The organism is Idiomarina aminovorans (genome assembly GCF_023155095.1).
In the GTDB taxonomy this organism is placed as follows: Bacteria; Pseudomonadota; Gammaproteobacteria; order Enterobacterales; family Alteromonadaceae; genus Idiomarina; species Idiomarina aminovorans.
This window is the reverse complement of record NZ_JAKNDA010000001.1, coordinates 212357-237906: the sequence shown is the minus strand read 5'-3', so window position 1 is coordinate 237906 and position 25550 is coordinate 212357. Positions and strand designations below refer to the sequence as shown.

Below are 25550 nucleotides of genomic sequence, written 5' to 3'. Positions count from 1 at the left end.
AAATTCTTGTCAATACGCTTGTCTTAACGACGAATACCTAAGCGTTCTACGACAGCTACGTAGCGTTTTTCATCTTTACGCTTCAGATAATCAAGAAGCTTACGACGGCGGCTAACCATACGTAATAAACCACGGCGCGAATGGTGGTCTTTCTTATGCGATTTGAAATGATCTTGTAATTCAGCCAGGTTCTGAGTTATCAGTGCAACCTGCACTTCCGGAGAACCTGTATCGTTCTCGCCTTGACCAAATTCTTTTACAATTTCAGCTTTCTGTTCAACAGTTAGTGACATAGTAACTCCTAAGTTTGTCAAAATGATCGACGCCAATCACTAATTCAGCGTCGATATGAAGGCGGGGATTGTACCCCCCAACCATTATAAAAACAACTATAAATCCGCATGCTCTAATGCAATAACGCGACGAGGCCATAGTTCAGCATTTTTTACGCGACCAACGCCAAGAAACTGTGACTTATCATTAACGACTCGCCATTCATCGTCTTCACTTACTCCTTCCAGAGGCAAAGAAACAGATTGGCCGTGCAGAAAATCTCGCGTTTGTTCTTGTGTCACCGTAACCTGAGGCAACTTGCTTAATAGCAAGTCGGCTGGTTGCAATAGTTTATCCAGAGCCTCGTGCCCCTGCTCTGCAGCGGCTTCCAGTTGCTCCGCAGTCACCATAGCTTTTTCATCTATGTCTGCCACCACATTACGGTGCAAAACCGATACATGTGCACCACAGCCCAGTAGCTGGCCTAAATCATCTATTAACGTACGGATATAGGTCCCTTTACTACAACTAACCTGCAGGGTCACCTTGTTGTCCTGAATACCCAACAGTCCTATGGAATATACGGTGATTATTCGCGTTTTTTTCGGCACCTCAATGCCTCGCCGGGCATAATAGTACAGTGGCCGCCCTTCATGCTTTAAGGCAGAGTAAATAGAAGGGGATTGTTCTTGTTCACCGATAAATTCATTTATTGCATCAGTGATATTACTGGCTTTAACGGTTACCGGCTTTTCTTCAACAACTTCACCCTCGGCATCGCTGGTAGTCGTCCTAATGCCTAATAAGGCTTCAACACGGTAAGCTTTATCAGCATCCAGTAAATATTGCGAGAACTTCGTTGCTTCTCCCAGGCATATGGGAAGAATTCCCGTTGCTAAGGGATCAAGCGCACCTGTGTGACCGGCTTTTTGTGCGTTAAACAGACGCTTAACACGTTGCAGGGCATGGTTTGAACTCATGCCCTGCGGTTTATTCAGTAAAATTACGCCCGTGACTGCACGGCCTTTGCGTAGACGAGCTTTAGACATTAGTCGTCTCCGCTGTTTTCGCTGTTTTTCTTATCTTGTTCGCGTGCTTCCGCTACCAGTTTCCCCATACGAATGCCTTCGTTTAACGAGGCATCGTGCTGGAACTTAAGCTGCGGAACTATACGTGCTTTAATCCGTTTCCCTAATAAAGAACGAATAAAACCAGAAGCTTCATTCAGCACCTTAAGCGCCTGCTTCACTTGCTCATCATCATCCTGAAAAAAGGTAACAAACACTTTGGCATAAGCTAAGTCGCGAGAAACCTCCACGTCAGATACAGTGACCATGCTAACGCGAGGATCTTTTATCTCACGTTGCAAAATCATTGCTATTTCTCGTTGCAGCTGATGCCGTACCCTTTCGGTACGGCTAAACTCTTGAGCCATAAATTACGGTGTCCTTGATTACAGCGTACGTTCAATCTGGATGGTTTCGAAGACTTCAATTTGATCGCCTTCTTTAACATCGTTGTAGTTTTTCACACCGATGCCACATTCCATTCCGTTACGAACTTCTTGTGCGTCATCTTTAAAGCGGCGCAGTGACTCCAGCTCACCTTCGTAGATAACCACGTTATCACGCAGTACGCGAATTGGAGCAGAACGTTTTACGATACCTTCAGTTACCATACAACCAGCAATTGCGCCAATCTTAGGTGACTTAAACACATCACGAACTTCTGCAAGACCAATAATTTGCTGTTTGAACTCAGGCTTAAGCATACCGCTCATTGCCGCCTTAACTTCGTCAATCAAGTCGTAAATAACGCTGTAATAGCGCAAGTCTACACTCTCTTGCTCAACCAATTTTCTGGCCGCAGCTTCTGCACGAACATTAAAACCAACAACAATAGCGTTTGAAGCACTAGCCAGAGAAATATCGGTTTCTGTAATACCACCAACACCACTACCAATGATGTTTACTTTCACTTCATCGGTCGACAGCTTAGTCAGCGCATCAGAAATCGCTTCCAAAGAACCCTGTACATCGGATTTCAGAACGATATTAAGCTCAGCAACGTCACCTTCAGTCATGTCCGAAAACATGTTCTCAAGTTTCGCTTTTTGCTGTTTCGCTAATTTCACGTCACGGTATTTACCTTGACGATAATTAGCAACTTCGCGGGCCTTACGTTCATCCTTGACAACGGTCGCCTCATCACCCGCCTGAGGAACACCCGATAAACCGAGTATCTCTACAGGAATAGATGGACCGGCCTCTTTAATTTCTTTACCGGTTTCATCACGCATTGCGCGAATACGTCCGTATTCAAGGCCACAAAGTACAACATCGCCCTGTTTTAATAAGCCTCGCTGGACCAGAACGGTTGCCACTGGCCCACGGCCACGATCCAGGCGTGATTCAACCACAATACCTGAGGCCATACCGGTTTTCTCTGCTCTTAAGTCCAATACTTCAGATTGCAGAAGAATAGCTTCTAACAGCGATTCAATACCTTCGCCAGTGTGAGCTGAAAGAGGAATGAACTGTACGTCGCCCCCCCAGTCTTCCGGAATAACGTCAAGTTGAGACAATTCATTTTTCACGCGATCCGGGTCGGCACCTTCTTTATCCATTTTGTTGACAGCGATAACCAATGGAACACCAGCTGCTTTCGCGTGCTGTACGGCTTCCTTGGTTTGTGGCATAACGCCATCATCTGCTGCAACAACCAAAATAACAACGTCGGTAGCGCCTGCACCACGTGCCCGCATAGAGGTAAAGGCGGCGTGACCGGGTGTATCCAGGAAAGTGACCATGCCATGATCAGTGTCAACGTGATACGCCCCAATATGCTGGGTAATACCACCCGCTTCGCCTGATGCAACTTTGGCTTTACGAATGTAATCCAGAAGAGATGTTTTACCATGGTCAACGTGACCCATAACCGTAACAACAGGCGCCCGAGGTGCTTCATCACCGCCTTCGTGACGATCTGAAAGCACTTCTTCTTCCAGTGCATTATCTTTAACTAACGCAGCTTTATGGCCCAGCTCTTCCACCACTAGCGCAGCTGTGTCTTGATCAAGAATCTGGTTAATCGTAACCATTTCGCCCATTTTCATCATGGTCTTAATAAGGTCACCGGCCTTAACTGCCATGCGGTTGGCAAGCTCGCCCACGGTAATAGTTTCACCAATTCTGACGGCACGCTCAACCGGCTGCGCTGGCTTATTAAAGCCCTGTTGTAGCGACGAGCCACGACGAGCGCCTTTACGACGTTTGTCACGACGTGAATACTCATCATTTTCTTCATCTTTACGACGACGTTTTTTACCACGCTTACGACTTTTACGCTCTTCATCAAAGTCCTGTGCGTCTTCAGCTTCCTGAGCGGTAGAAGACGTTGTAAAATGCACCTCTTCTTTTTCTTGCTGCTTACGTTTCTGCTCTTCTTCTTCCCAGCGTTTTGCATTCTCTTTCGCCAGTTTACGAGCTTCATCCGCTTGCGCTTCCGCTTCTTTTTCTGCTTTTTTCCGTGCTTCTTCTTCCTGTTGACGCTTCAGTTTCTCAGCATCAGCTTTCGCTTTATCTGCTGCTTCACGTTCTTCAGGTGTCATAGCTGCACGTTTTTCAGCTTCTGCTTTTTGACGCTCTTTTTCTTTTTCTTTACGCAGCTTTTCTTTTTCAGCTTTTTCTTTCTCAGCTTTTTCGCGCTCCGCTTTCGCTTTCGCTTCGGCATCTTTGCGTTGTTGCTCTTCTTCGCGTTTTTTCTCTTCTTCGCGAAGTTTAGCTTCTTCTGCTTCTTTTTTTTGTGCTAAACGTTCTTGTTCTTCACGTTCCTGCTCTTCGCTTGCAGAACGTTTGACATAAGTCCGCTTTTTGCGCACTTCTACTTGAACAGATTTAGCATCTCGTCCACCACCAACATTTAATGTACTTTTTGTTTTACGCTTTAAAGTCATTTTGCTGGGTTCAGAGCTGCCACCGCCGCCATGCTGACGGTTCAAGTGAGCCAGTAATTTCTGTTTTTCTTCTTCATTAACAGAATCACCCGCTTTCTTGGTCATGCCCGCTTCAGCGAACTGCTGAACCAGACGATCAACTGTTGTACCGACATCTTTGGCCAGCTTATCGAGCGTTACTTCTTCCATAGTCTGTTGTACCTCCGCTGATCGTTCTACTATTCTTCATTGAACCAGCAAATATTGCGGGCTTTCATAATTAAATCGCCAGCCTGCTGTTCATTTAATTCTTCAATATCGGCCAAGTCGTCAACGCCCTGTTCCGCTAACTCTTCCAGAGTAGTCACGCCCTTACTGGCTAATACATAAGCCAAGTGACGCTCCATTCCTTCGAGGTTCAACAGTGTGTCATCTGGTTCAACCGACTCCAGAGATTCTTCGGTAGCTAGAGCTTTTGTGGTCAAATAAGCACGCGCTCTACTACGTAATGCTTCTACAATATCTTCGTCCATCCCTTCGATATCAAGAAACTCTGCAACAGGGACATAGGCCACTTCTTCAAGTGAAGAGAAACCTTCATCAACCAATACATCTGCAAAATCTTCATCGATATCTAAACTTGATATGAACAAGTTCAATAAACGTTGAGTTTCAGCTTCATTTTTCTCATTAAAATCATCTTCGGTCATTACATTCAGTGTCCAGCCTGTAAGCTGACTGGCCAGTCGAACATTTTGCCCGCCTTTACCGATAGCTTGCGCCAGATTGTCTGCTGCAACAGCAATGTCCATCGTATGTGCATCTTCGTCGACCACAATAGAAGCGACTTCTGCAGGAGCCATTGCATTAATCACAAACTGCGCCGCATTATCATCCCAAAGCACAATATCAACCCGTTCACCACCAAGCTCACCTGAGACAGCCTGAACACGAGCGCCGCGCATGCCAACACAGGCACCAACAGGGTCGATACGCTTATCATTGCTCTTTACAGCAATTTTAGCCCGTGAACCGGGGTCTCGGGCGGCGCCACGTAATTCAATCATTTCCTCGCCAATTTCAGGCACTTCGATTCGAAACAGCTCCAATAAGAAATTCGGGTTGGTTCTGCTAACTAACAACTGCGCACCGCGCGCTTCTGGTCGCACATCGTAAAGCAAACCACGAAGTCTGTCGCCAGCACGAACCGACTCGCGAGGAAGCATTTCATCGCGGTAAATAATCGCTTCTGCGTTATTGCCTAAATCAAGAATGACATGTTCGCGATTCGCGCGTTTAACAATGCCACTAACCATCTCCCCAAGTTGATCACGATATTCGTCGACGACTTGAGCGCGTTCTGCTTCACGTACCTTCTGCACGATAACTTGCTTTGCAGTTTGCGTGGTAATTCGGTCAAACTGAATCGAATCAATTTGCTCTTCTACGTAATGTCCGGCTTGCACCGAAGAGTCGTCGTATTGCGCTGCTGACAAGCTGATTTCCCGGTAAGGGTGCTCTAACCCTGTATCGGTGTCTTCAACGACTAACCAGCGACGGAACGTATCAAATTCGCCGGTATTGCGATCAATATCAATGCGGACTTCAATATCACCGTCGTACTTCTTTTTGGTCGCATGAGCCAACGCTGACTCTAAGGCTTCAAATATTTTTTCGCGTGGTACTGCTTTTTCGTTTGAAACCGCTTCTGCGACTAACAGTATTTCTTTACTCATGAGTGCTGCCTCGCCAACGCAATCCTTTAATCAAATGCTGGAACCAAGTGAGCGTTTTTCACATCACGCATATTCACCTGAAGAGTATCGTTATCTACAGCAAGGGCAAGTTCTTCTCCCTCTACCGCTATTAATTCTGCTTTAAATTTTCTTTTGTTCTTCTGTGCTGCTACTAATTCAAAAGCAATGGTTTCAGTGACATAAGGCCGCATTTGTTCGGCATTAAAAAACGGTCTTTCCATTCCTGGCGATGACACTTCAAGGTTGTATTCAACGTTAATCGGATCTTCAACATCTAATAGTGAACTTATCTGATAACTCACATTCGCACAGTTATCTACACTAATACCGTCTGGATGGTCTATGTAAACTCTTAACGTAGAAAACTTACCGGCGCGAATGAATTCTACACCCCACAATTCAAAATCCAGCGCTTCTACCGCTGGCCGAATCATATCGGTTAACCGTTCTTGCAAATTTGCCAATTACTGCCTCCTGAAACCAAAAAAGGGCGCAAGCGCCCAGTGTTCTGGCTATCCTAAGATAGCTAAGGCCACATAGCAAAAAGCCCCGAGCTGCTGCGGGGCTTTTTGAACACTGGACCCTTTGTCAGTTATTTTAGCAAAAGCATCGCTCTATTGCGAAGCACTGCTGCTAAAATTGGTTGCGGGGGCAGGATTCGAACCTACGACCTTCGGGTTATGAGCCCGACGAGCTACCAGACTGCTCCACCCCGCGTCCGAAACTTGTTGCACATTATACGTATTTTGCGTTTATTTTCAACCTCTGACGCAACAATCAGAGAGGTAATTTTTGGTGCAGAAGGCGGGACTTGAACCCGCACGCCCGTAAGAGCACTACCCCCTCAAGGTAGCGTGTCTACCAATTCCACCACTTCTGCGAATTTTAGTCTATTGGCGGTACATCAGACTCTGGTTCCGACTTATCATCAGCCGGAGGTAACTGTTGTTCTTCTTTTGGTACCGAAAGGTCAGAAAAGTCAGTTGAGCTTTCGTCTGTAGCCGTCGATAAGTTACCCAACACCAGACTCAGAATGAAAAAAACCACCGCTAACCCGGCAGTTGCACGGGTCAGGAAGCCGCCTGAGCCAGATGAACCGAAAACAGTATTCGATGCGCCTGAACCAAAAGATGCGCCCATATCTGCGCCCTTACCTTGTTGCAACATAATAAAGCCAATTAAGACTAAAGCCACAACCAGAAATGCGATCATCAAAATTTCGTACATAATTTTACCCTTGAGCAGCCTGGCAAATAGCAACAAAGTCCGACTCTTTCAGACTTGCGCCGCCTATCAGGCCACCATCAATGTCTTTTTGCGCAAATAATTTAGCAGCGTTGTCAGCTTTAACTGAGCCGCCATACAATAACGGCCGTTTCTCGCCAATCACGCCAAATTGCTCTACCAATAACGTTCTTAATTTTGCATGAACGTCCTGTGCTTGCTCTGGTGAAGCCGTTTCTCCGGTACCAATTGCCCATACTGGTTCATAGGCCAAAACAACTTTCCCGGCTTTCTCTTTAGGAAGGTTCGCCAATGCGGCTTTCGCCTGCCTGGACACTACCTCCAAAGTATTCCCTTCATCGCGCTGAGCTTTGTTCTCGCCAACACAAACTACCGCTGTCATATTCGCATTAACCGCCGCTAACGCTTTTTTATTCACCATGTCGTCTGTTTCTGCAAACAGCTGTCGACGTTCTGAATGTCCGACTAGCACGTAGCTAACGCCAAACTCCTGTAACTGAGCCGTTGAGATTTCGCCGGTAAAGGCTCCATTGCTATGTTCAGATACATTCTGCGCACCAATAGCAATTTCATCATAATAGCACTGGTTTGCAAGCTCACCGATAAGGGTAAACGGAGGACAAACAACTAACTTAACGTGTTGAAGCTGGCTAAGTTGTTCTCGCAAAGCTGCTGACATTATTTTCGTTAGCTCGCGATTTCCGTTCATTTTCCAATTTGCAATCACTAGGGATGCATTAGGCATAGTTTGTCCTCTGCTTCAAAGCGCGGGAATAGTAGCGAAACACTCGCCAACTTACAAGCTAGATTTTCACTGTTCCCGCCAACTGTTTAATTTGTAGGCGCTTCAACTTCTTTCGCAATTTGTTGAGCAAAGGCTTTTACCTTAGCTTCATTTTCGCCCTCAACCATCACCCGGATCAAAGGTTCAGTCCCTGATTTACGCAACAAAACCCGACCACTGCCTGCCAGGGCCTTTTCAACGTCCCGAACCGCACTTTTCACATTTGCTGATTCAATAGGCTGCTTGTTACTATCAAAGCGAACATTAACCAGTACTTGCGGCAACTTATGAAAGTCACAACTCAATTTTTCCAGTGATTTTTGCTCTTGATACATTGCAGCCAGTACTTGCAAACCGGCCACAATGCCATCACCGGTGGTGTGGTGTTGGCGGTTAATAACATGGCCTGAGTTTTCTCCCCCCAGATACCAATCGCGTTTAACCAGCTCTTCGATAACATAACGGTCGCCCACTTTTGCACGAACAAAAGGAATACGTCGCTTATCCAGCTCCTTTTCAAGTGCAAAATTGGTCATCAATGTACCAACAACACCACCTTGTAATTGTCCCTGATTTTGTGCAGTAACTGCCAGCATGTAAAGAATTTCATCACCATCAATTGGTCTGCCGTTTTCAGTCACCATCATAATCCGGTCACCGTCACCATCAAGCGCTATGCCCAGATCGGCTTTAGTTTCCAGTACTTTATTCTGTAACGCTGTCAAATGTGTGGCACCGCAGTCTTTATTGATATTAAGTCCGTTGGGTTGCGTACCAATTTCAGTGACTTCTGCACCGAGCTCGCGAAGCACGTTAGGCGCAATGTGGTACGTTGCTCCGTGAGCGCAGTCAACCACAATGTGCAGGCCTTCCAGTGTCATCTCATTGGGAAAAACGCTTTTGCAAAACTCAATATAGCGACCCGCGGCATCGTTAATACGGTTAGCCCGCCCTAATTCTTCCGAGATAACGCATTCCATCGGTTCGTCCAGTAAACGTTCAATTTCTAACTCAACCGTGTCCGCAAGTTTATGTCCATTATCGGCGAAAAACTTAATACCATTATCATAATAGGGGTTGTGAGATGCACTAATTACGATACCTGCAGCGGCTCTGAACGTACGTGTTAAATAAGCAATTCCTGGGGTTGGCATAGGGCCCAGGAAATCCACACCAACACCTGCAGCAGCTAATCCCGCTTCTAGCGCCGACTCTAACATATAACCAGAAACCCGGGTGTCCTTACCCACCAGTACGCGGTTGGTACCTTTAGCAGCAAGCACGCGGCCTGCAGCCCAACCCAGCTTAACGGCGAATTCAGGGGTTATCGGAAACTGTCCGACCCGGCCACGAACGCCATCCGTGCCGAAATATTTGCGTTCAATCAAAGGTGTTCTCCTTCTAAAGTTGCTGCAACCACTTTCATTGCATCAACGGTCTCCTTAACATCATGAACGCGAATTATACGTGCTCCTTTCATAGCTGCAATGGTTGCCGCGGCTAAACTACCCGCCAAACGCTGTTTTACTTCGCGTCCGGTAGCATGCCCAATCATACTCTTTCGCGACAAGCCTACCAGTAACGGTAGCTGAAGTTCATGGAATGCTTGCAGTCGCTGCAATAGTTGGTAATTATGCCGTTGCGATTTGCCAAAGCCGAACCCCGGATCTAACCAAATCCTGTCCCTGCCAATACCAGCATTCTCGCAAGCCTGAATACGCTCTTGTAAAAACGCCTTAACATCACATACAACTTCATCATAATGTGGATTTTTTTGCATGTTTCGGGGCTCGCCCTGCATATGCATTAAACATACTTTAGCATTCGTTACCGCCAAAGCTTCCAAAGCTCCGGTTTCCTTTAACGCGTTAACGTCGTTAATTAAGTTTGCACCCGCCTTTATTGATTCAATCATTACTCCTGGCTTCGTCGTATCCACCGAAATGGAAATGTCAAAACGTCGCTGTACCGCTTCTACCAGGGGAATAACTCTGCTCAGCTCTTGCTCTTCTGATACAACAAAAGAACCCGGCCGCGTTGATTCACCGCCGATATCCACTATATCAGCCCCTTCATTTATCAACTGGGCAACATGGTCGATAGCATCATTTAAACGGTTGTATTCCCCTCCGTCAGAAAATGAATCCGGTGTGACATTCACAATTCCCATCACTTGCAAAGGCTTTGGATTTTTAGGCATAGATCGGCTCCGAATATTACGGTTTCCTACAAAAAAGCCACCTCTCGGTGGCTTTTAAAAAGAATCAACTTTAAGAAGTCGCATCTCCGGGTTTATCCACATTGATAGGCCGTTCCGGACCTTCTTCAGTACTCCCTGTCTTAGCAGCACCGCCGTCCGAATCGTTATCGCCACTGTCTCTGTCATCCCAGTCTTTCGGTTGACGAACATCGCGACGATTCATTAAGTCATCAATCTGGTCCGCATCGATTGTTTCATACCGAACCAACGCGTCTTTCATTGAATGAAGAATGTCGATATTCTCTTCCAATAATTTTTTAGAGCGCTGATAGTTACGATCAATGAATGATTTCACTTCTTCATCGATAGCACGGGCGGTGTCATCAGACATATGCTTATGCTGAGTTACCGAACGTCCCAGAAAAACTTCGTTTTCATCTTCAGCATAAAGCAATGGTCCCATCTTTTCAGACAAGCCCCACTGAGTCACCATTTTACGAGCAATTTCTGTTGCTCGTTCAATGTCATTGGAAGCACCCGTAGTCACTTTTTCATTACCATAGATAATCGCTTCCGCCAGACGGCCACCAAACAAGCTTGAAATCATACTTTCAAGATGTTGTTTAGTATGGCTGACACGATCCTGCTCTGGCAAGTACATCGTTACGCCTAATGCGCGTCCACGTGGAATGATCGAGACTTTGTAGACAGGATCATGTTCCGGTACCAGGCGACCTACAATAGCGTGACCGGCTTCATGATAAGCGGTCATCGCCTTCTCATCGTCGGTCATTACCATTGAACGGCGCTCTGCACCCATCATGATTTTGTCTTTCGCTTTATCAAATTCTTCCATCGAAACGATACGCTTTTCACCACGTGCAGCAAACAGCGCAGCTTCATTAACTAAGTTCGCTAAATCTGCACCGGAAAAGCCTGGCGTACCACGAGCAATCAGCGACGGTTTAACATCATCACCGAGTGGCACTTTGCGCATATGTACTTTTATAATCTGCTCACGACCGCGAACATCTGGTAAGCCAACCACAACTTGGCGGTCAAATCGACCGGGACGCAATAATGCAGGGTCTAAAACATCAGGACGGTTGGTTGCAGCAATAACGATAATACCTTCGTTGCCTTCGAACCCGTCCATTTCTACCAGCATCTGGTTCAATGTTTGCTCGCGTTCGTCGTGACCACCGCCTAAACCAGCGCCACGCTGACGGCCAACAGCGTCAAGCTCGTCAATGAAGATAATGCAGGGGGCCGACTTTTTCGCTTGTTCAAACATATCGCGAACACGAGAGGCACCCACACCAACAAACATTTCGACGAAGTCTGAACCAGAAATACTAAAGAAAGGCACTTGTGCTTCGCCGGAAATAGCTTTGGCCAGCAACGTCTTACCGGTTCCCGGAGGACCAACCATAAGAACGCCTTTGGGGATTTTTCCACCCAGACGTTGAAACTTGGAAGGATCTTTCAGGTAGTCAACCAGCTCTGAAACTTCCTCTTTGGCTTCATCGCAACCAGCAACGTCTTTAAACGTTGTTTTTGATTGCTCTTCATTCATCAGTTTCGCTTTACTCTTACCAAATGACATTGCTCCACGGCCACCGCCACCGCCCTGCATCTGGCGCATAAAGAATATCCATACACCAATCAGTAACAGCATGGGGAACCAGGAGATAAAGATAGACGCTAAAATACTTTGCTCTTCCGGCGGAGTCCCCTGCGTTTCTACATCGTTTGACAGCAAATCATCCAGAATTTTTGGATCATATTGAGTGGGTACAACGGTTTTATAAGATTGACCATTGCGAGTCATACCTGAGATAGTGCGTCCATCATCACCAAATTCAGCACGACGGATATTGCCATTGTTAACCTGAGATACAAATTCATTGTATGCCATGGTCGCCGATGTCGTTCCGCTCGGACTGAAGCTCTGAAAAACGCTCATCAGTACGACGGCTATTACAAGCCACAAGATGAGATTTTTTGCCATATCGCTCAAAGCCTATTACCTCTATTAAAATCAACTACCCGATAGGGTACTACAGTTTATAATCTGTCGCTACCAAGTAGACCTCTCTTGAACGTGCCCGAGAGGACTCCGGTTTTCTCGTTTTTACATCTTTAAACGCCGCCCGTACATCTTTTAGGAACGGCTCGAAGCCCTGCCCCTGAAATACTTTGACCGCGAAACTACCACCTGGTTTCAACACCTGATGGCACATATCCAGTGCCAGTTCTACTAAATACATAGAGCGTGCCTGATCGACGGTAGCATTACCACTCATATTAGGCGCCATATCAGACAGTAAAACATCCACATTTTTACCGCTGATACGTTCCAGTAAGGCGCTTAATACCAATTCTTCACGAAAGTCGCCCTGAAGGAAATCGACGCCGGCGATTGGATCCATCGCTAAAATATCGCAGGCAATAATTTGTCCATCACCATTAAAGTAATCAGCAACATATTGTGACCAACCACCAGGGGCTGCCCCTAAATCAACGACGGTTTGGCCTTTTTTGATCAGTTTGTCTCGCTTTTGTATTTCTTCCAACTTAAAAACGGCTCGGGAACGCAATCCCTTCTTCTGTGCTTTCTGGACAAATTGATCATCAAAATGTTCTTTCAACCAGCGCTGACTGCTCACACTGCGTTTTTTTCCCATGATTTAACGAAGTTTCCTTAATTGTCTAGCCTGAATACCTGATCTGGCGTTACAATGTTAAAAAATCAAGCTCTAAAACGGATATTATCGAATGTCATTAAGTAATAAGCAAAAACAACATTTAAAAGGTTTAGCGCATCCGCTTAAACCCGTCGTGCTACTTGGGGCTAACGGCCTGACTGAAGGTGTTCTTGCAGAAATTGAGCAGGCACTCGATCACCACGAACTCATTAAAATAAAAGTTCCTGAGGAAGATCGTGAACTCAAAAAACAAATTATGGCAACCATTCTACATGAAACAGAGGCGTCTGAAGTGCAAATTATCGGTAAAACTCAAGTGATATACCGCCCCGCAGAAGAACCTAAAATCCGTCTTCCGCGCGGTTAACTGCTAGGGCGTGTTGGTCTTTGCTGATTAGATTCTGTTCGTTCTGGCGGCGTTTTGATCGCGAAACGAGGAACGAAGTTTAGTTATTCTAAATAAGCGACGAGTGACAAAGAGCAAATCGTCGCCAGACGAACCCTTCGGGCAGCACTTGGCTGATATTTCTACGGCGTTATCGCTTGTTCATGTAGAATAACGACACATCACAAGCTCTGCCTTGTATAAATATTAGCCAAGCTGCTGCAAAAGCAATCAGCAAAGATCAACACGCCCTAGTCTTTAGCCGCAGGCTTAAGCGACAGCGCTTCAGCGACTAACTCTAATGCCTGCGACTTTGCTATCCACTTATCGGTAGTGGAAAAATAAGCATCTAACATCAATTCCAGACATTGATCATCACTTTCTAAACCGTAGGCTTTTAATAGAGGTTCTACTTTTCTGTGAGCTTTTAGGAATTCAATTCGTCGGTTCCGTTCTTCCTCAGCCACGCTATATTTAACATAGTCCGGTTGAACATAAGAATAAGTGGGTTCATGTAGGGTATAGCCCGGCGCAAAAAACCAGTTTAACGAGACTCTTTCCTGCATCAGTTTTCGAATTATTTCAGCAAAAGGCAGTTTATTACTGCGTTTCCAATTCGCGTAATCATTAGGCCCCCGCCCTAACCAAAGACAAACGTCCTTATAAGTTCCCTTTTGCGAAAGGAGTTTCAAACGGTCAAAACATTCCGTTACCGTTAGCTCATCAAGCGGTATGTATTGAACGGCTTGAGATGATAGTGACTGTTCCTTGTCCATTATATAGCTCTTTTGTGTATTTAATGTTAAAAAAATAGGCTACAAACTATACAACATTCAGTACAAAAAACAAACGACAGCTTCTCATGAAAACAAAAAAGCTGGTAAACTTTCGTTTCCAGCTTTTTTCAATAACAATGGTTATCTTATTTATACTCTACTGCAACCACTTCATATTCAACTTCCCCGTTTGGGGTTGTTACTGTAGCAATATCATCAATTTCTTTACCAATTAATGCCCGCGAAATAGGTGAGTTTACTGAAATCAAATTTGACTTGATGTCGGCTTCATCATCACCCACTATTTTATAAGTCACTTCTTCATCAGTTTTAGTATTATATATGGTTACCGTAGAGCCAAAGATAACTTTGCCGTTATTCGGCACTTTCGTAACATCAATAATTTGTGCATTCGACAGTTTAGATTCAATTTCCTGAATCCGCCCTTCACAAAAACCTTGCTGTTCACGCGCAGCATGATATTCCGCGTTCTCTTTTAAATCGCCATGCTCACGAGCATCAGCAATAGCTTCGACAATACGCGGGCGCTCTACCATTTTTAAGCGTTTGAGCTCATCACGTAATAATTGCGCGCCATGTTCCGTCATTGGAATCTGGTTCATATTAACGATACCCTTTTATGTAATTCCTGAACCGAACTCACTCGAGCTCGATCATCCGCTGTATTTGCCTTAACAGTGGCAAACGCAGCATTCAATGTTGTGGTGTAAATAACTTTATTCAACAGTGCTTCACGACGAATATAAACCGAGTCTTCTATTGCCTGCCGACCTTCCACTGTATTAATAATATAACAATATTCGCCGTTTTTAATCGCATCGACAATATTGGGACGACCTTCTTGCAATTTATTGACAGTACTGCAATTGATGCCTTCTTCAGCTAGCATTTTTGCCGTACCGCGAGTAGCTTCCAGACTAAAGCCTAAAGCCAATAAACCGCGAGCTAAATCCATCAGGCGCTGTTTGTCACTGTCCTTTACCGAAACCAGTGCCTTACCTTTTTTCGCCAAAGCTTCTCCAGCACCCAGATTCGCTTTAGCATAAGCTTCTTCAAAACTCTCGCCAACACCCATAACTTCACCAGTTGATCGCATCTCCGGGCCACGAATAGGATCCACACCCTGGAACTTGGCAAAAGGAATAACGACTTCCTTCACCGAGTAATAAGGTGGAATAATTTCTTTAACATAGCCCTGTTCCTGCAAAGACTGGCCAACCATAACCCGTGCAGCCACTTTCGCCAGCGGAACTCCGGTGGCTTTAGAAACAAACGGTACAGTCCGCGCAGCTCTTGGGTTTACTTCAATAAGATAAATTTCTTCATCTTTAACTGCAAACTGTGCGTTCATTAAACCATTTACATTCAATTCAAAAGCTAATTTACGCATTTGCTCGCGTAACTTAGCCTGAATAATATCACTTAACGAGTATGGTGGTAATGAACATGCTGAATCTCCCGAGTGCACACCGGCTTCTTCGATGTGCTGCATAATACCGCCAATAAGAACATCTTTACCGTCACATATGGCATCAACATCAACCTCGACGGCATTATCAAGGAAACGATCCAGCAACACCGGTGCATCATTTGATACTTTGACCGCATCGGTTAAATAACGTTGTAAGTCGGCTTCGTCATAAACAATTTCCATCGCCCGGCCACCCAGTACATAGGATGGACGCACGACTAAAGGATAACCAATGCGTTTTGCTTCTGTCAGGGCTTCATTAAAGCCTGTTACCGTCGAGTTTTCAGGTTGCTTCAACCCTAAACGACGCACAGCAGTCTGAAATCTTGAGCGATCTTCCGCTCTGTCGATAGCATCGGGTGATGTCCCTATAATAGGAACTCCGTTAGCTTCTAACTCACGCGCCAGCTTAAGCGGCGTCTGCCCACCGTACTGAACAATAACCCCTTTGGGTTTCTCAATACGGACAATTTCCAGTACATCTTCAAGCGTAATCGACTCGAAGTAGAGACGATCCGAGGTGTCGTAATCGGTGGATACAGTTTCCGGATTACAATTCACCATAATGGTTTCGTAACTGTCTTCGCGCAACGCCAGTGACGCATGTACACAGCAATAATCAAATTCAATGCCCTGACCAATGCGGTTAGGCCCGCCACCAATGACCATTATTTTATCATTATCCGACGGCGCAGCTTCGCACTCTTCGTCGTAACTTGAATACATATAAGCGGTACCTGAAGCAAATTCAGCAGCACAAGTGTCAACTCGTTTGTAAACTGGATGAATCTTATACTTGTAACGCTTTTTCCGAACTTCTGCTTCACTAACGTGTAAAACTTCAGCAATACGTGAGTCGGCAAAACCTTTGCGTTTTAACACCGTCATAACCTCTGCCGTTAGTCCGGCCAGGCCAAGCTCGTCCACCTCTTTTTCAAGATTAACCAACTCTTCAATTTGAATCAGGTACCATTCGTCTATATGTGTTAACTCAAAAACTTCGCACACTGTCATCCCCAAGCGGAACGCGTCAGCAATATACCAAATACGCTCTGCACCCGGTTCTTTTAACTCACGGATAACTTTTGAACGTGCGGCTTTGGCTTCGCGGTCAACGAGGGGATCAAAGCCCGACGCACCAAGTTCAAGCCCGCGCAGCGCTTTTTGCATGGACTCCTGAAAGTTACGGCCAATAGCCATCACTTCACCTACCGACTTCATTTGCGTGGTCAGTCGGTCGTTGCAATTAGCAAATTTTTCAAAATTAAAGCGCGGTATTTTAGTCACCACGTAATCTAACGCAGGCTCAAAAGACGCAGGCGTTCTGCCGCCAGTTATCTCGTTCTCCAGTTCATCCAGCGTATAACCAACCGCTAGCTTCGCAGCAACTTTAGCGATTGGGAAGCCTGTAGCTTTTGAAGCCAGTGCCGACGAACGCGATACCCGCGGATTCATCTCAATAATAACTATACGCCCAGTGTCCGGGTTTACGCCGAACTGTACGTTAGAACCACCGGTTTCTACACCAATTTCACGCAGAACGGCCATTGCCGCATCACGCATTAGCTGAAATTCTTTATCAGTTAACGTCTGAGCCGGCGCAACGGTTATCGAGTCACCGGTATGAATCCCCATTGGATCGAAGTTTTCAATAGTACAGACAATGATGCAGTTATCGCCTTTATCGCGCACAACTTCCATCTCGTACTCTTTCCAACCCAGCAATGACTCATCAATTAGCAGTTCATTGGTTGGAGAGAGGTCTAAACCGCGTCGACAAATTTCTTCAAACTCTTCCCGGTTATAGGCAATACCACCGCCACTGCCGCCCATGGTGAAGGACGGTCGGATAATGCAAGGGAACCCCAGTCTGCTGAGCACTTCAAAGGCTTCATCAAGACTATGAGCCATTTCAGCGTTCGGTGTTTCCAGACCGATTGCTTTCATCGCTTTATCGAAGCGATCACGGTTTTCTGCTTTATCAATGGCGTCGGCATTAGCGCCAATCATTTCAACCTTGTAGCGTTCCAGCACACCGTGGCGGTCTAAATCCAGCGCACAGTTCAAAGCGGTTTGACCACCCATCGTCGGTAACACCGCATCTGGGCGCTCACGCTCTATAATTTTTTCCACCACTTCCCAGTGGATTGGCTCAATATAGGTAGCATCGGCCATTTCAGGATCAGTCATAATGGTAGCGGGGTTAGAATTAACCAAAATGACTCGGTAACCTTCCTCGCGCAGTGCTTTGCACGCTTGAGCGCCGGAGTAATCAAACTCACAGGCCTGGCCGATAACAATCGGGCCTGCACCCAGAATCAGAATGCTTTTAATGTCGGTACGTTTTGGCATAAAGTCGCTCTATCTGTCCTTTCGCTACGGATGACGGCATCGAATACAATTCGACAAATTAGGCATTGGCCTGCATCAAGTCAATAAAGTGGTCAAACAGTTCACTAGCATCTTGCGGTCCCGGGCTTGCTTCGGGGTGCCCCTGAAAACTGAAAGCCGGTTTGTCTTTACGGCGAATACCCTGCAATGTGCCATCGAACAAAGACACGTGAGTCACTTCCAGGTTATCCGGCAATTGTTTCTCGTCAACCGCAAACCCGTGGTTCTGACTCGTGATAATCACCCGTTTTGTCTTTAAATCTTGTACAGGATGGTTTGCACCGTGATGCCCAAACTTCATCTTCATTGAACGCGCGCCACTGGCAATTGCTAATAACTGATGCCCAAGACAAATACCAAAAATTGGAATGTCTTTATTCAACAAGGTTTTTATCGCAGCGATAGCGTAATCACAAGGTTCGGGGTCGCCAGGACCGTTAGATAAGAAAATACCATCAGGCTTTAACGCTAAAACATCGTCAGCTGATGTTTCAGCTGGCACCACCGTTATTTTGCAGTTTCGGTCAGCCAGCAAGCGCAGAATGTTTTGTTTACACCCATAATCATAGGCAACCACATGGTATTTGCTCTGTTCGGGTTTGGTATGACCTTCGCCAAGTTGCCAGCTGCCGCCTGACCAATTGTAAGGCTTTTCGCAACAGACTTCCTTAGCAAGATCCATTCCTTTTAATCCGGGAAACTGCTGCGCCAGCTCTTGTGCCTTGTTCTCATCCAGATCACCAACCATGATGCAGCCGTTTTGCGCGCCTTTCTCTCGTAAAATACGAGTTAAACGGCGCGTATCAATATCGGCAATACCCACCACATTGTGGCGTTGCAAGTAACCACTCAAGGTTTCCTCACTACGGAAGTTACTGGCTTTCATTGCCAAATCTCTAATAATAAGGCCTTTTGCCCAGACCTGACCAGACTCTTCGTCTTCCGAATTGGTGCCAGTATTGCCTATATGAGGATAAGTAAGAGTAACAATTTGTTCGGTATAAGATGGGTCGGTAAGAATTTCCTGGTAGCCTGTCATGGCCGTGTTAAAGACGACTTCGCCGACAGCGGAGCCTTCTGCTCCAATAGCGGTCCCGCGAAACACGGTCCCATCAGCAAGCACCAGAATCGCTCGTTTAGCGGATTGACTCGCTAGAATACTCAAGGGCAACCTCCGTACATAAAAAAACGGGTGAATCAATAATTTGACTTCCCCGTTTAGCGTCCTGAACCGCGTATTTTGCCAAATCACGCCAGCCTCGGACTGATTCAGGCAAATTCCCACCATTCTACGAAATATTACGAAAATCGTCCAGCGGTATTTATCTCTTAAGTAAGCGTTGCAAGATGTCCTGCAGGTTAAGTGTGTCTTGCAAGCTATATAAGCCGGGCGCTTTTTCAATTAACCACTTAGCAGCACGTAATGCCCCTTCTGCAAAAGTCTTACGATCGCTGACACGATGACCAATCTCAACGCGTTCACCAGCAACAGCAAGAGTAACTTGATGTTCGCCGACAATATCGCCTGCCCGTATAACAGAGAAGCCTATCCCGGCGTCGCTGCGTGACCCGTCAGAGCGAATCCCGTCGTTAACCTGCTCCCAGTTTTGCTGCCGCCCTTTTGCTGCAGCCTGCCCCAAACTCAGCGCCGTTCCGGAAGGGCCATCTTTTTTGTGCCGGTGATGCGCCTCGAAAATCTCAATATCAGCATAGGGTAATGCAGCACTGCTTAAACCAACCAGCTGTTCCAGCAAAGCAATGCCGATGCTGGTATTACTAGCATACAGCACCGGCACAGTCTCGGCCGTCTGAGCCAGACGTTGTTTCTGTTCGTCGTTTAACCCCGTGGTACAAACAACAATAGGTAACTGATACTGTTCAGCAAGCTTCAGGTTTTCAGTGAGCGCTTCAGGCAAAGAGAAATCAATAAGAACATCAACCTGCTCTGGCTGTAGCTCATCGGCATTAATAAAATGAACAAGCTCGTTTTCTGTCGCACTGTCCCCATAATTGTTGCTGCTTTTTCTGACAATGGCCGCACCCAGCTTAGCTTGGTTATCGTCCACCAAAGCCTGAATAACGGCTCTGCCCATTCTGCCCGAGGCTCCAAATACGCCCACATTAACCATTATTTTGACTCCGTCGCTAAATGAGTTTGATCCTGCAACAGGTTTTCATTACGTGCAACAACTCTGGAAACCATCATATCCCCAGTTACATTGGTCAGGGTTCTGGCCATATCAATGATGCGGTCAATAGCAGCGATAAACGCAATACCCTCTAACGGTAACCCGATAACATTCAGGGTCACGGTTAACATTACCAAAGCTGTACCGGGTACGCCGGCGGTTCCCACCGAAGCAAGCGTCGCCGTTAGCATGATCAAACTATAATCCATCCACTCTAACGGTATTCCATAGAGCTGTGCAATAAAAATAGAAGCAACGGCCGGATAAATACCACCGCAGCCATCCATATTAATGGTGGCGCCTAAAGGTAAAACGAAACTAGCGTAGTCCTTCGAGACACCCAAACGCTCGGTGACAGCCCGATGCGCTGCCGGTAATGAGCCAAACGAACTGCAAGTAGTAAAGGCGACAATCTGTGCATCAAATATAGCTTTAAAGAACTGCCAGGGGCTTACGCCGCCTGCGATGCGAATTAAACCGCCGTAAATCACCACAATATGGATAAGACAGGCCAAATAAATGACGCCAATAAATTTCGCCAGAGGCAGTAAGGTACTAAAGCCGTATTCACCAATAACCCAGGACATTAAACCAAGCACACCAATAGGCGTTAACTGCAACACCATACGAGTAATTTCATACATGACTTCAGCGCCTGACTTTATTGTCTTACGTAAGGGCTCGCCTTTGTCTTTTAAGCGCTGAATAGCAATGCCAACCAAAGCCGCAAAAACGACGATTTGCAGTACATTACCTTCGGTTAACGCTGTGAAAGGATTACTGGGCACAAAATTAAGGAAAACTTGGGCGACGCCGGGAATTTGCTTTTCATTTTGACTCGTTGCGGTCAGCGTGGCTGCCGGGCTCATATCAATTACACTGGCCAGAGTTAAACCAATAGCACTGGCAATCACCGCCGTCAGCATAAATAAACCGATGGTTTTAACCCCCAGGCGACCTAATTTCTTCCCATCATTCAAATCCGTAATGGCGCTAACAATGGCACAAAAAATAAGCGGCGCAACCAACATCTTAATGGCTTTTATAAATAAATCGCCAAGCGGCTTAAGCGCTACGCCAACTTCAGGAGCCAGCCCACCTATTAACATGCCTAATACAAAGGCACCTAAAACACGTTGCCAAAATGGGATTGCAAACCACGCTTTAAACATAATTCCCCAGCCGCTTTATAAAAAATGGGAGCTAGGGTAAAACTTTAAGGAGAAGAGCAAAAAGAATAAATTGAACTAGGTTATAACCTTTTGAAAGACAGAGGGAACAGGATCATCCCCTCTGTTACTTTGCGTGTCTCAACTACCAACCGACGTAGGCCGTTGGCAGGCTGGTGTTTTTCCGGCGGAGCGAGCCGCAGCATAACGCTCCTGCAACGCAGGGATTTGCGCTTCAAGATCTTTAATACGAGTTTTTGGATTCGGGTGTGTCGACAACAGTTCAAGCGGTGATTGACCGTCTGAAGCCGCTTGCATATTGCGCCAAAGCTCAGGCGCGTGCTCCAATTTAAAGCCAGCATCAGCCATATACTTCATGCCTAGTTCATCAGACTCAGATTCATGAGTACGCGAATAGGGCAACAGAATACCCACCTGAGCTCCGACACCTAAAGCTGCCATTAACAGACCTGCTTCATTGCTGTCTAACTGAGTACTGGCTAGTACGCCTCCCAATTGCAGTCCAAGCCCCACCATCATATTACTGGAAATGCGTTCATTACTGTGTTCAGCAATAACATGGCCAATTTCATGACCAATTACAGCAGCTAACTGATGCTGGTTTTCTGCAACTTCTATTAAGCCGTCATAAACACCAATATAACCGCCGGGCAACGCAAAAGCATTGACTGCTGGTTCTGCAAAAACAGTCACCTGCCAGTCCATTTGACTGTAATTTCCCGGTAAGTTTTCAATTAACGCATCACTGATGCAGCGCACATAAGCGTTAACTTCAGCATTATCGTTAATCTTTTGCTCTTTACGCATTTCCTCGTAAGAGGCAGCTCCCATTTTATTCAGCTGACCGCTTGAATAAAGTTGCAGTTGCGAGCGCCCTGTTGGAGATTTTACACAACCGACAATTAGCACTAACGTACAAGCAATTAAGGTAACTGTTTTCCAATTCATGGACTGGCTCCCGGCTTTTTAAAACCATAAACTTATATGGTGATAGCCAATTTAGCTGCGTAAGTCATCAAAAAATTGTTTCACACCGTCGAAAAAGCCTTTTTCTTTGGGTCGGAATTTTGCGGCCTCATCACCAGTACCCATTGATTCTTCAAGCGCTTCCAACATATCACGCTGCTTAGAAGACAAGTTCACCGGGGTTTCAATCACAACCTTGCAAATTAAATCGCCGATTGCGCCTGTACGCACCGATTTAACACCTTTACCGCGTAATCTGAAGTGTTTACCCGTTTGCGTTTCTTTAGGTACCTTCAGTTTGACTTTTCCATCGAGTGTCGGAACTTCAATATCACCGCCAAGCGCCGCTTTTGTATAGCTCACTGGTACTTCGCAGAACAGATTATTACTATCACGAGCAAAAATTGGATGTTCCCGCACGTGAACCTGCACATATAAATCACCGGCTGGAGCACCATTTTCACCGGCTTCACCTTCGTTAGCTAAACGAATGCGATCACCCGTATCGACACCAGAAGGGATCTTAACCGATAAGGTTTTGGTTTCTTCTTTACGTCCTTGCCCATGACAAGTACGACATGGATCGCTAATAATTGTCCCTTTACCACCGCATTGCGGACAAGTTTGCTGTACCGCAAAGAATCCCTGACGCATTTGAATTTGTCCGGTTCCGTGACAGTATCCACAAGTTTGTGGCCTGCTGCCTTTTTTAGCACCACTACCACCACAGTCACCGCACTCAACTAAAGTTGGAATCTCCAGTTCTACCGTTTTACCGCGAACCGCTTCTTCCAGCGACATATCCAGGTTATAGCGCAAATCGGCACCGCGTTGAGCACGGGATTGCTGGCGTCTGCCGCCCCCAAAAATATCACCGAAGACATCGCCAAAGATATCAGAAAAATCGGCACCACCGCCGCCGAACCCACCTGCACCGTGGCCACCGCCACCCTGGCGTGCCTGTTCGAAGGCTTCATGCCCATATTGATCATACATCTGGCGTTTCTGAGGGTCCGAAAGCACTTCGTACGCCTGCTTAATTTCCTTAAACTTTATTTCCATCTCTTTATCACCCTCGGTTCTGTCCGGGTGATACTTCATGGCCATACGTTTGTAGGCTTTTTTGATGTCACGTTCGTTGGCGTCTTTTGATACGCCCAGAACCTGGTAAAAATCTTGCGTCGCCATAATTCTTCGTCTTCTATCTGTGCTGTTGTGTCAGCCTGATACAAATACACGGGTATTACCTTACGGCAACACCCGTGTCCTTTTGCGAAGTTGCCTTAATGCTTACTTCTTATCGTCGTCTTTAACTTCTTCAAATTCAGCATCAACGACATCATCATCCGCTTTGGAAGACTGTTGCTGCTCACCACCAGCAGCACCTTCAGCGCCTTGCTCAGCTTGTTGCTGTTGAGCGGCTTCCATCAGCTTTTGTGACGCTTCCATGAGTGCTTGAGATTTCGTATCGATGGCTTCTTTATCACCCTCTTTAGCCGCCTGCTCTAACTCTTCACAAGCTTTCTCAATGGCGTCTTTGTCTTCCTGAGACAGCGCATCACCCACTTCTTTCAACTGGTTACGGGTTGCGTGAACCAAACCATCAGCTTGGTTACGTGCCTGTACCATTTCTTCAAACTTCTTGTCTTCCTCAGCATGCGCTTCGGCGTCTTTTACCATTTCATCGACTTCAGACTCGTCCAGACCAGAAGATGCTTTAATGGTGATCTTCTGTTCTTTGCCAGTGTCTTTGTCTTTAGCCGACACATGCAGTATGCCATCCGCATCAATGTCAAAGGTGACTTCAATTTGCGGTACACCACGCGATGCTGCGCGAATGCCTTCCAGATTAAATTGACCCAGAGACTTGTTATCGCCGGCACGCTTACGCTCACCCTGAATAACATGAATCGTTACTGCAGACTGGTTGTCTTCAGCGGTTGAGAATGTTTGCGACTCTTTTGTTGGAATCGTTGTGTTTTTCTCAATCAGCTTGGTCATTACACCGCCCATGGTCTCAATACCCAGCGACAGAGGACACACGTCTAACAATAATACGTCTTTTACATCACCTTGCAGTACACCAGCCTGAACTGCTGCACCAACCGCTACGGCTTCATCAGGGTTCACGTCACGACGTGGCTCTTTACCGAAGAAGTCCGTTACCGCAGCCTGCACTTTCGGCATGCGAGTCTGACCACCGACCATAATGATATCTTCAATATCACTGACCGAAAGATCCGCGTCCGATAACGCTTGCTTCAATGGCTCAAGCGATTTCTTAATGAGATCTTCAACCAGCGACTCTAGCTTGGCACGAGTCACTTTAATGGCCATATGCTTAGGACCCGCGTTGTCTGCCGTAATATAAGGCAGGTTCACTTCCGTTTGCTGGGCTGATGATAACTCAATTTTCGCTTTTTCTGCGGCTTCTTTTAAGCGCTGCATTGCCAACGGATCTTTACGCAAATCAATGCCCTGGTCTTTTTCAAACTGCTCAACTAAATAGTTGATCAAGCGGTTATCAAAGTCTTCACCACCTAAATGTGTATCACCGTTAGTCGCCAGTACTTCGAACGTATGCTCGCCTTCAACCTCATCAATCTCAATGATTGAAATATCGAATGTACCACCACCTAAGTCATAAACAGCGATAACGTTGTCGCCTGACTTTTTGTCCAGGCCATAAGCAAGGGCAGCAGCTGTTGGTTCGTTAATAATACGTTTTACGTCAAGACCCGCAATTTTACCGGCATCTTTCGTCGCCTGACGCTGGGCATCGTTAAAGTATGCCGGTACAGTAATTACCGCATCCGTGACTTCTTCGCCCAGAAACTCTTCGGCGGTCTTTTTCATTTTTTTCAGAACTTCAGCAGAAATTTGCGGTGGCGCTTTTTTATCACCGTCAATTTCTACCCAGGCATCGCCATTGTCTGCTTTTACAATGTTGTAAGGCATAATACCAATGTCGCGCTGTACTTCGTCATCCTGAAAGCGACGGCCGATAAGGCGCTTAATTGCAAATAACGTTTTATTTGGGTTAGTTACGGCCTGGCGTTTGGCCGGTGAACCCACCAAGATTTCGCCATCATCAGTAAATGCAACGACTGACGGCGTAGTGCGATCACCTTCGCCGTTTTCAATAACACGTGCGTTACCGCCATCCAGTACAGCAACACAAGAGTTTGTTGTACCTAAGTCAATACCAATTGTCTTACCCATAATTTCTCTCCAACTTCTAATTCATGTAATTTGCTTCG

General features: G+C 46.2%; 22 protein-coding genes and 2 tRNA genes. 1 reads left to right on the top strand and 23 read right to left on the bottom strand.

What is annotated here, in order from left to right; translation table 11 throughout:
- Nucleotides 1-23 precede the first annotated feature (23 nt).
- The 14 genes from rpsO to rlmE all read right to left on the bottom strand — a co-directional run bounded on the left by rpsO (nt 24) and on the right by rlmE (nt 12880).
- Nucleotides 24-293 carry a 30S ribosomal protein S15 gene (rpsO, locus tag L8G48_RS01145; protein WP_248262780.1) on the bottom strand — a complete coding sequence of 90 codons (270 nt, stop codon included), beginning with the start codon at nt 291-293 and terminating at the stop codon, nt 24-26.
- Nucleotides 294-389: 96 nt separating this feature from the next.
- Nucleotides 390-1322: a tRNA pseudouridine(55) synthase TruB gene (gene truB, locus L8G48_RS01140; RefSeq protein ID WP_248262779.1), complete on the bottom strand. Its 933-nt coding sequence runs from the start codon at nt 1320-1322 to the stop codon at nt 390-392.
- Nucleotides 1322-1708, bottom strand: coding sequence for a 30S ribosome-binding factor RbfA (rbfA, locus tag L8G48_RS01135; RefSeq protein ID WP_248262778.1), 387 nt, complete (start codon nt 1706-1708; stop codon nt 1322-1324). Before rbfA ends, truB begins: the two co-directional genes overlap by 1 nt.
- 18 nt (nt 1709-1726) lie before the next feature.
- The gene (gene infB / locus L8G48_RS01130) at nt 1727-4417 is read right to left on the bottom strand and encodes a translation initiation factor IF-2 (protein WP_248262777.1); all 2691 of its coding nucleotides are present in this window, start codon (nt 4415-4417) and stop codon (nt 1727-1729) included.
- 29 nt (nt 4418-4446) lie between these two features.
- Nucleotides 4447-5943, bottom strand: coding sequence for a transcription termination factor NusA (gene nusA / locus L8G48_RS01125; RefSeq protein WP_248262776.1), 1497 nt, complete (start codon nt 5941-5943; stop codon nt 4447-4449).
- 26 nt (nt 5944-5969) lie between these two features.
- The gene (gene rimP / locus L8G48_RS01120) at nt 5970-6428 is read right to left on the bottom strand and encodes a ribosome maturation factor RimP (protein ID WP_248262775.1); all 459 of its coding nucleotides are present in this window, start codon (nt 6426-6428) and stop codon (nt 5970-5972) included.
- Nucleotides 6429-6604: 176 nt separating this feature from the next.
- Nucleotides 6605-6681 (bottom strand) — tRNA-Met (locus L8G48_RS01115).
- A 76-nt stretch (nt 6682-6757) separates the two neighbouring features.
- Nucleotides 6758-6844 (bottom strand) — tRNA-Leu (locus L8G48_RS01110).
- Between the two features lie 5 nt (nt 6845-6849).
- Nucleotides 6850-7191 carry a preprotein translocase subunit SecG gene (secG, locus tag L8G48_RS01105; protein ID WP_248262774.1) on the bottom strand — a complete coding sequence of 114 codons (342 nt, stop codon included), beginning with the start codon at nt 7189-7191 and terminating at the stop codon, nt 6850-6852.
- Between the two features lie 4 nt (nt 7192-7195).
- Complete coding sequence (gene tpiA, locus L8G48_RS01100) at nt 7196-7954, bottom strand: triose-phosphate isomerase (protein ID WP_248262773.1); 759 nt, start codon at nt 7952-7954, stop codon at nt 7196-7198.
- Between the two features lie 86 nt (nt 7955-8040).
- Nucleotides 8041-9381, bottom strand: a complete 1341-nt coding sequence (gene glmM / locus L8G48_RS01095; protein WP_248262772.1) for a phosphoglucosamine mutase — start codon at nt 9379-9381, stop codon at nt 8041-8043.
- Complete coding sequence (gene folP, locus L8G48_RS01090) at nt 9378-10193, bottom strand: dihydropteroate synthase (protein ID WP_248262771.1); 816 nt, start codon at nt 10191-10193, stop codon at nt 9378-9380. Before folP ends, glmM begins: the two co-directional genes overlap by 4 nt.
- Before the next feature lie 70 nt (nt 10194-10263).
- Nucleotides 10264-12213 (bottom strand): ATP-dependent zinc metalloprotease FtsH, encoded by a 1950-nt coding sequence (gene ftsH, locus L8G48_RS01085; protein ID WP_248262770.1) that lies wholly within the window; start codon nt 12211-12213, stop codon nt 10264-10266.
- A gap of 40 nt (nt 12214-12253) precedes the next feature.
- Complete coding sequence (rlmE, locus tag L8G48_RS01080) at nt 12254-12880, bottom strand: 23S rRNA (uridine(2552)-2'-O)-methyltransferase RlmE (protein WP_248262769.1); 627 nt, start codon at nt 12878-12880, stop codon at nt 12254-12256.
- 91 nt (nt 12881-12971) lie between these two features.
- Between rlmE and yhbY the strand changes: the two genes are divergently transcribed.
- Complete coding sequence (gene yhbY, locus L8G48_RS01075; protein ID WP_248262768.1) at nt 12972-13268, top strand: ribosome assembly RNA-binding protein YhbY; 297 nt, start codon at nt 12972-12974, stop codon at nt 13266-13268.
- Nucleotides 13269-13537: 269 nt separating this feature from the next.
- Here the strand turns inward: yhbY and L8G48_RS01070 are convergent, their stop codons facing one another.
- The 9 genes from L8G48_RS01070 to dnaK all read right to left on the bottom strand — a co-directional run bounded on the left by L8G48_RS01070 (nt 13538) and on the right by dnaK (nt 25512).
- Nucleotides 13538-14062: a hypothetical protein gene (locus L8G48_RS01070; protein WP_248262767.1), complete on the bottom strand. Its 525-nt coding sequence runs from the start codon at nt 14060-14062 to the stop codon at nt 13538-13540.
- A 146-nt stretch (nt 14063-14208) separates the two neighbouring features.
- Nucleotides 14209-14685: a transcription elongation factor GreA gene (gene greA, locus L8G48_RS01065; RefSeq protein ID WP_248262766.1), complete on the bottom strand. Its 477-nt coding sequence runs from the start codon at nt 14683-14685 to the stop codon at nt 14209-14211.
- Nucleotides 14682-17906, bottom strand: coding sequence for a carbamoyl-phosphate synthase large subunit (gene carB / locus L8G48_RS01060; protein ID WP_248262765.1), 3225 nt, complete (start codon nt 17904-17906; stop codon nt 14682-14684). The genes greA and carB overlap by 4 nt, the downstream gene beginning before the upstream one ends.
- Nucleotides 17907-17964: 58 nt before the next feature.
- Complete coding sequence (gene carA / locus L8G48_RS01055; protein WP_248262764.1) at nt 17965-19110, bottom strand: glutamine-hydrolyzing carbamoyl-phosphate synthase small subunit; 1146 nt, start codon at nt 19108-19110, stop codon at nt 17965-17967.
- Nucleotides 19111-19267: 157 nt separating this feature from the next.
- The gene (dapB, locus tag L8G48_RS01050) at nt 19268-20074 is read right to left on the bottom strand and encodes a 4-hydroxy-tetrahydrodipicolinate reductase (protein ID WP_248262763.1); all 807 of its coding nucleotides are present in this window, start codon (nt 20072-20074) and stop codon (nt 19268-19270) included.
- Nucleotides 20074-21306, bottom strand: a complete 1233-nt coding sequence (locus L8G48_RS01045; RefSeq protein WP_248262762.1) for a dicarboxylate/amino acid:cation symporter — start codon at nt 21304-21306, stop codon at nt 20074-20076. Before L8G48_RS01045 ends, dapB begins: the two co-directional genes overlap by 1 nt.
- A gap of 138 nt (nt 21307-21444) precedes the next feature.
- Complete coding sequence (locus tag L8G48_RS01040; RefSeq protein ID WP_248262761.1) at nt 21445-22272, bottom strand: M48 family metallopeptidase; 828 nt, start codon at nt 22270-22272, stop codon at nt 21445-21447.
- Between the two features lie 51 nt (nt 22273-22323).
- Entirely contained in the window at nt 22324-23478 is a 1155-nt protein-coding gene (dnaJ, locus tag L8G48_RS01035) for a molecular chaperone DnaJ (RefSeq protein WP_248262760.1), read from the bottom strand.
- 102 nt (nt 23479-23580) lie between these two features.
- Nucleotides 23581-25512, bottom strand: coding sequence for a molecular chaperone DnaK (dnaK, locus tag L8G48_RS01030; protein WP_248262759.1), 1932 nt, complete (start codon nt 25510-25512; stop codon nt 23581-23583).
- Between the last annotated feature and the right edge of the window lie 38 nt (nt 25513-25550).

Bases quoted from the DNA above. Each gene is read 5' to 3' on its own strand.
- carB (WP_248262765.1), bottom strand. From the start codon at position 17,906: ATGCCAAAACGTACCGACATTAAAAGCATTCTGATTCTGGGTGCAGGC.
- nusA (WP_248262776.1), bottom strand. From the start codon at position 5,943: ATGAGTAAAGAAATACTGTTAGTCGCAGAAGCGGTTTCAAACGAAAAA.
- tpiA (WP_248262773.1), bottom strand. From the start codon at position 7,954: ATGCCTAATGCATCCCTAGTGATTGCAAATTGGAAAATGAACGGAAAT.
- infB (WP_248262777.1), bottom strand. From the start codon at position 4,417: ATGGAAGAAGTAACGCTCGATAAGCTGGCCAAAGATGTCGGTACAACA.
- dnaJ (WP_248262760.1), bottom strand. From the start codon at position 23,478: ATGGCGACGCAAGATTTTTACCAGGTTCTGGGCGTATCAAAAGACGCC.
- L8G48_RS01040 (WP_248262761.1), bottom strand. From the start codon at position 22,272: ATGAATTGGAAAACAGTTACCTTAATTGCTTGTACGTTAGTGCTAATT.
- yhbY (WP_248262768.1), top strand. From the start codon at position 12,972: ATGTCATTAAGTAATAAGCAAAAACAACATTTAAAAGGTTTAGCGCAT.
- rlmE (WP_248262769.1), bottom strand. From the start codon at position 12,880: ATGGGAAAAAAACGCAGTGTGAGCAGTCAGCGCTGGTTGAAAGAACAT.
- L8G48_RS01070 (WP_248262767.1), bottom strand. From the start codon at position 14,062: ATGGACAAGGAACAGTCACTATCATCTCAAGCCGTTCAATACATACCG.
- rbfA (WP_248262778.1), bottom strand. From the start codon at position 1,708: ATGGCTCAAGAGTTTAGCCGTACCGAAAGGGTACGGCATCAGCTGCAA.
- dapB (WP_248262763.1), bottom strand. From the start codon at position 20,074: ATGGTTAATGTGGGCGTATTTGGAGCCTCGGGCAGAATGGGCAGAGCC.
- greA (WP_248262766.1), bottom strand. From the start codon at position 14,685: ATGAACCAGATTCCAATGACGGAACATGGCGCGCAATTATTACGTGAT.
- folP (WP_248262771.1), bottom strand. From the start codon at position 10,193: ATGCCTAAAAATCCAAAGCCTTTGCAAGTGATGGGAATTGTGAATGTC.
- L8G48_RS01045 (WP_248262762.1), bottom strand. From the start codon at position 21,306: ATGTTTAAAGCGTGGTTTGCAATCCCATTTTGGCAACGTGTTTTAGGT.
- rpsO (WP_248262780.1), bottom strand. From the start codon at position 293: ATGTCACTAACTGTTGAACAGAAAGCTGAAATTGTAAAAGAATTTGGT.
- secG (WP_248262774.1), bottom strand. From the start codon at position 7,191: ATGTACGAAATTTTGATGATCGCATTTCTGGTTGTGGCTTTAGTCTTA.
- dnaK (WP_248262759.1), bottom strand. From the start codon at position 25,512: ATGGGTAAGACAATTGGTATTGACTTAGGTACAACAAACTCTTGTGTT.
- truB (WP_248262779.1), bottom strand. From the start codon at position 1,322: ATGTCTAAAGCTCGTCTACGCAAAGGCCGTGCAGTCACGGGCGTAATT.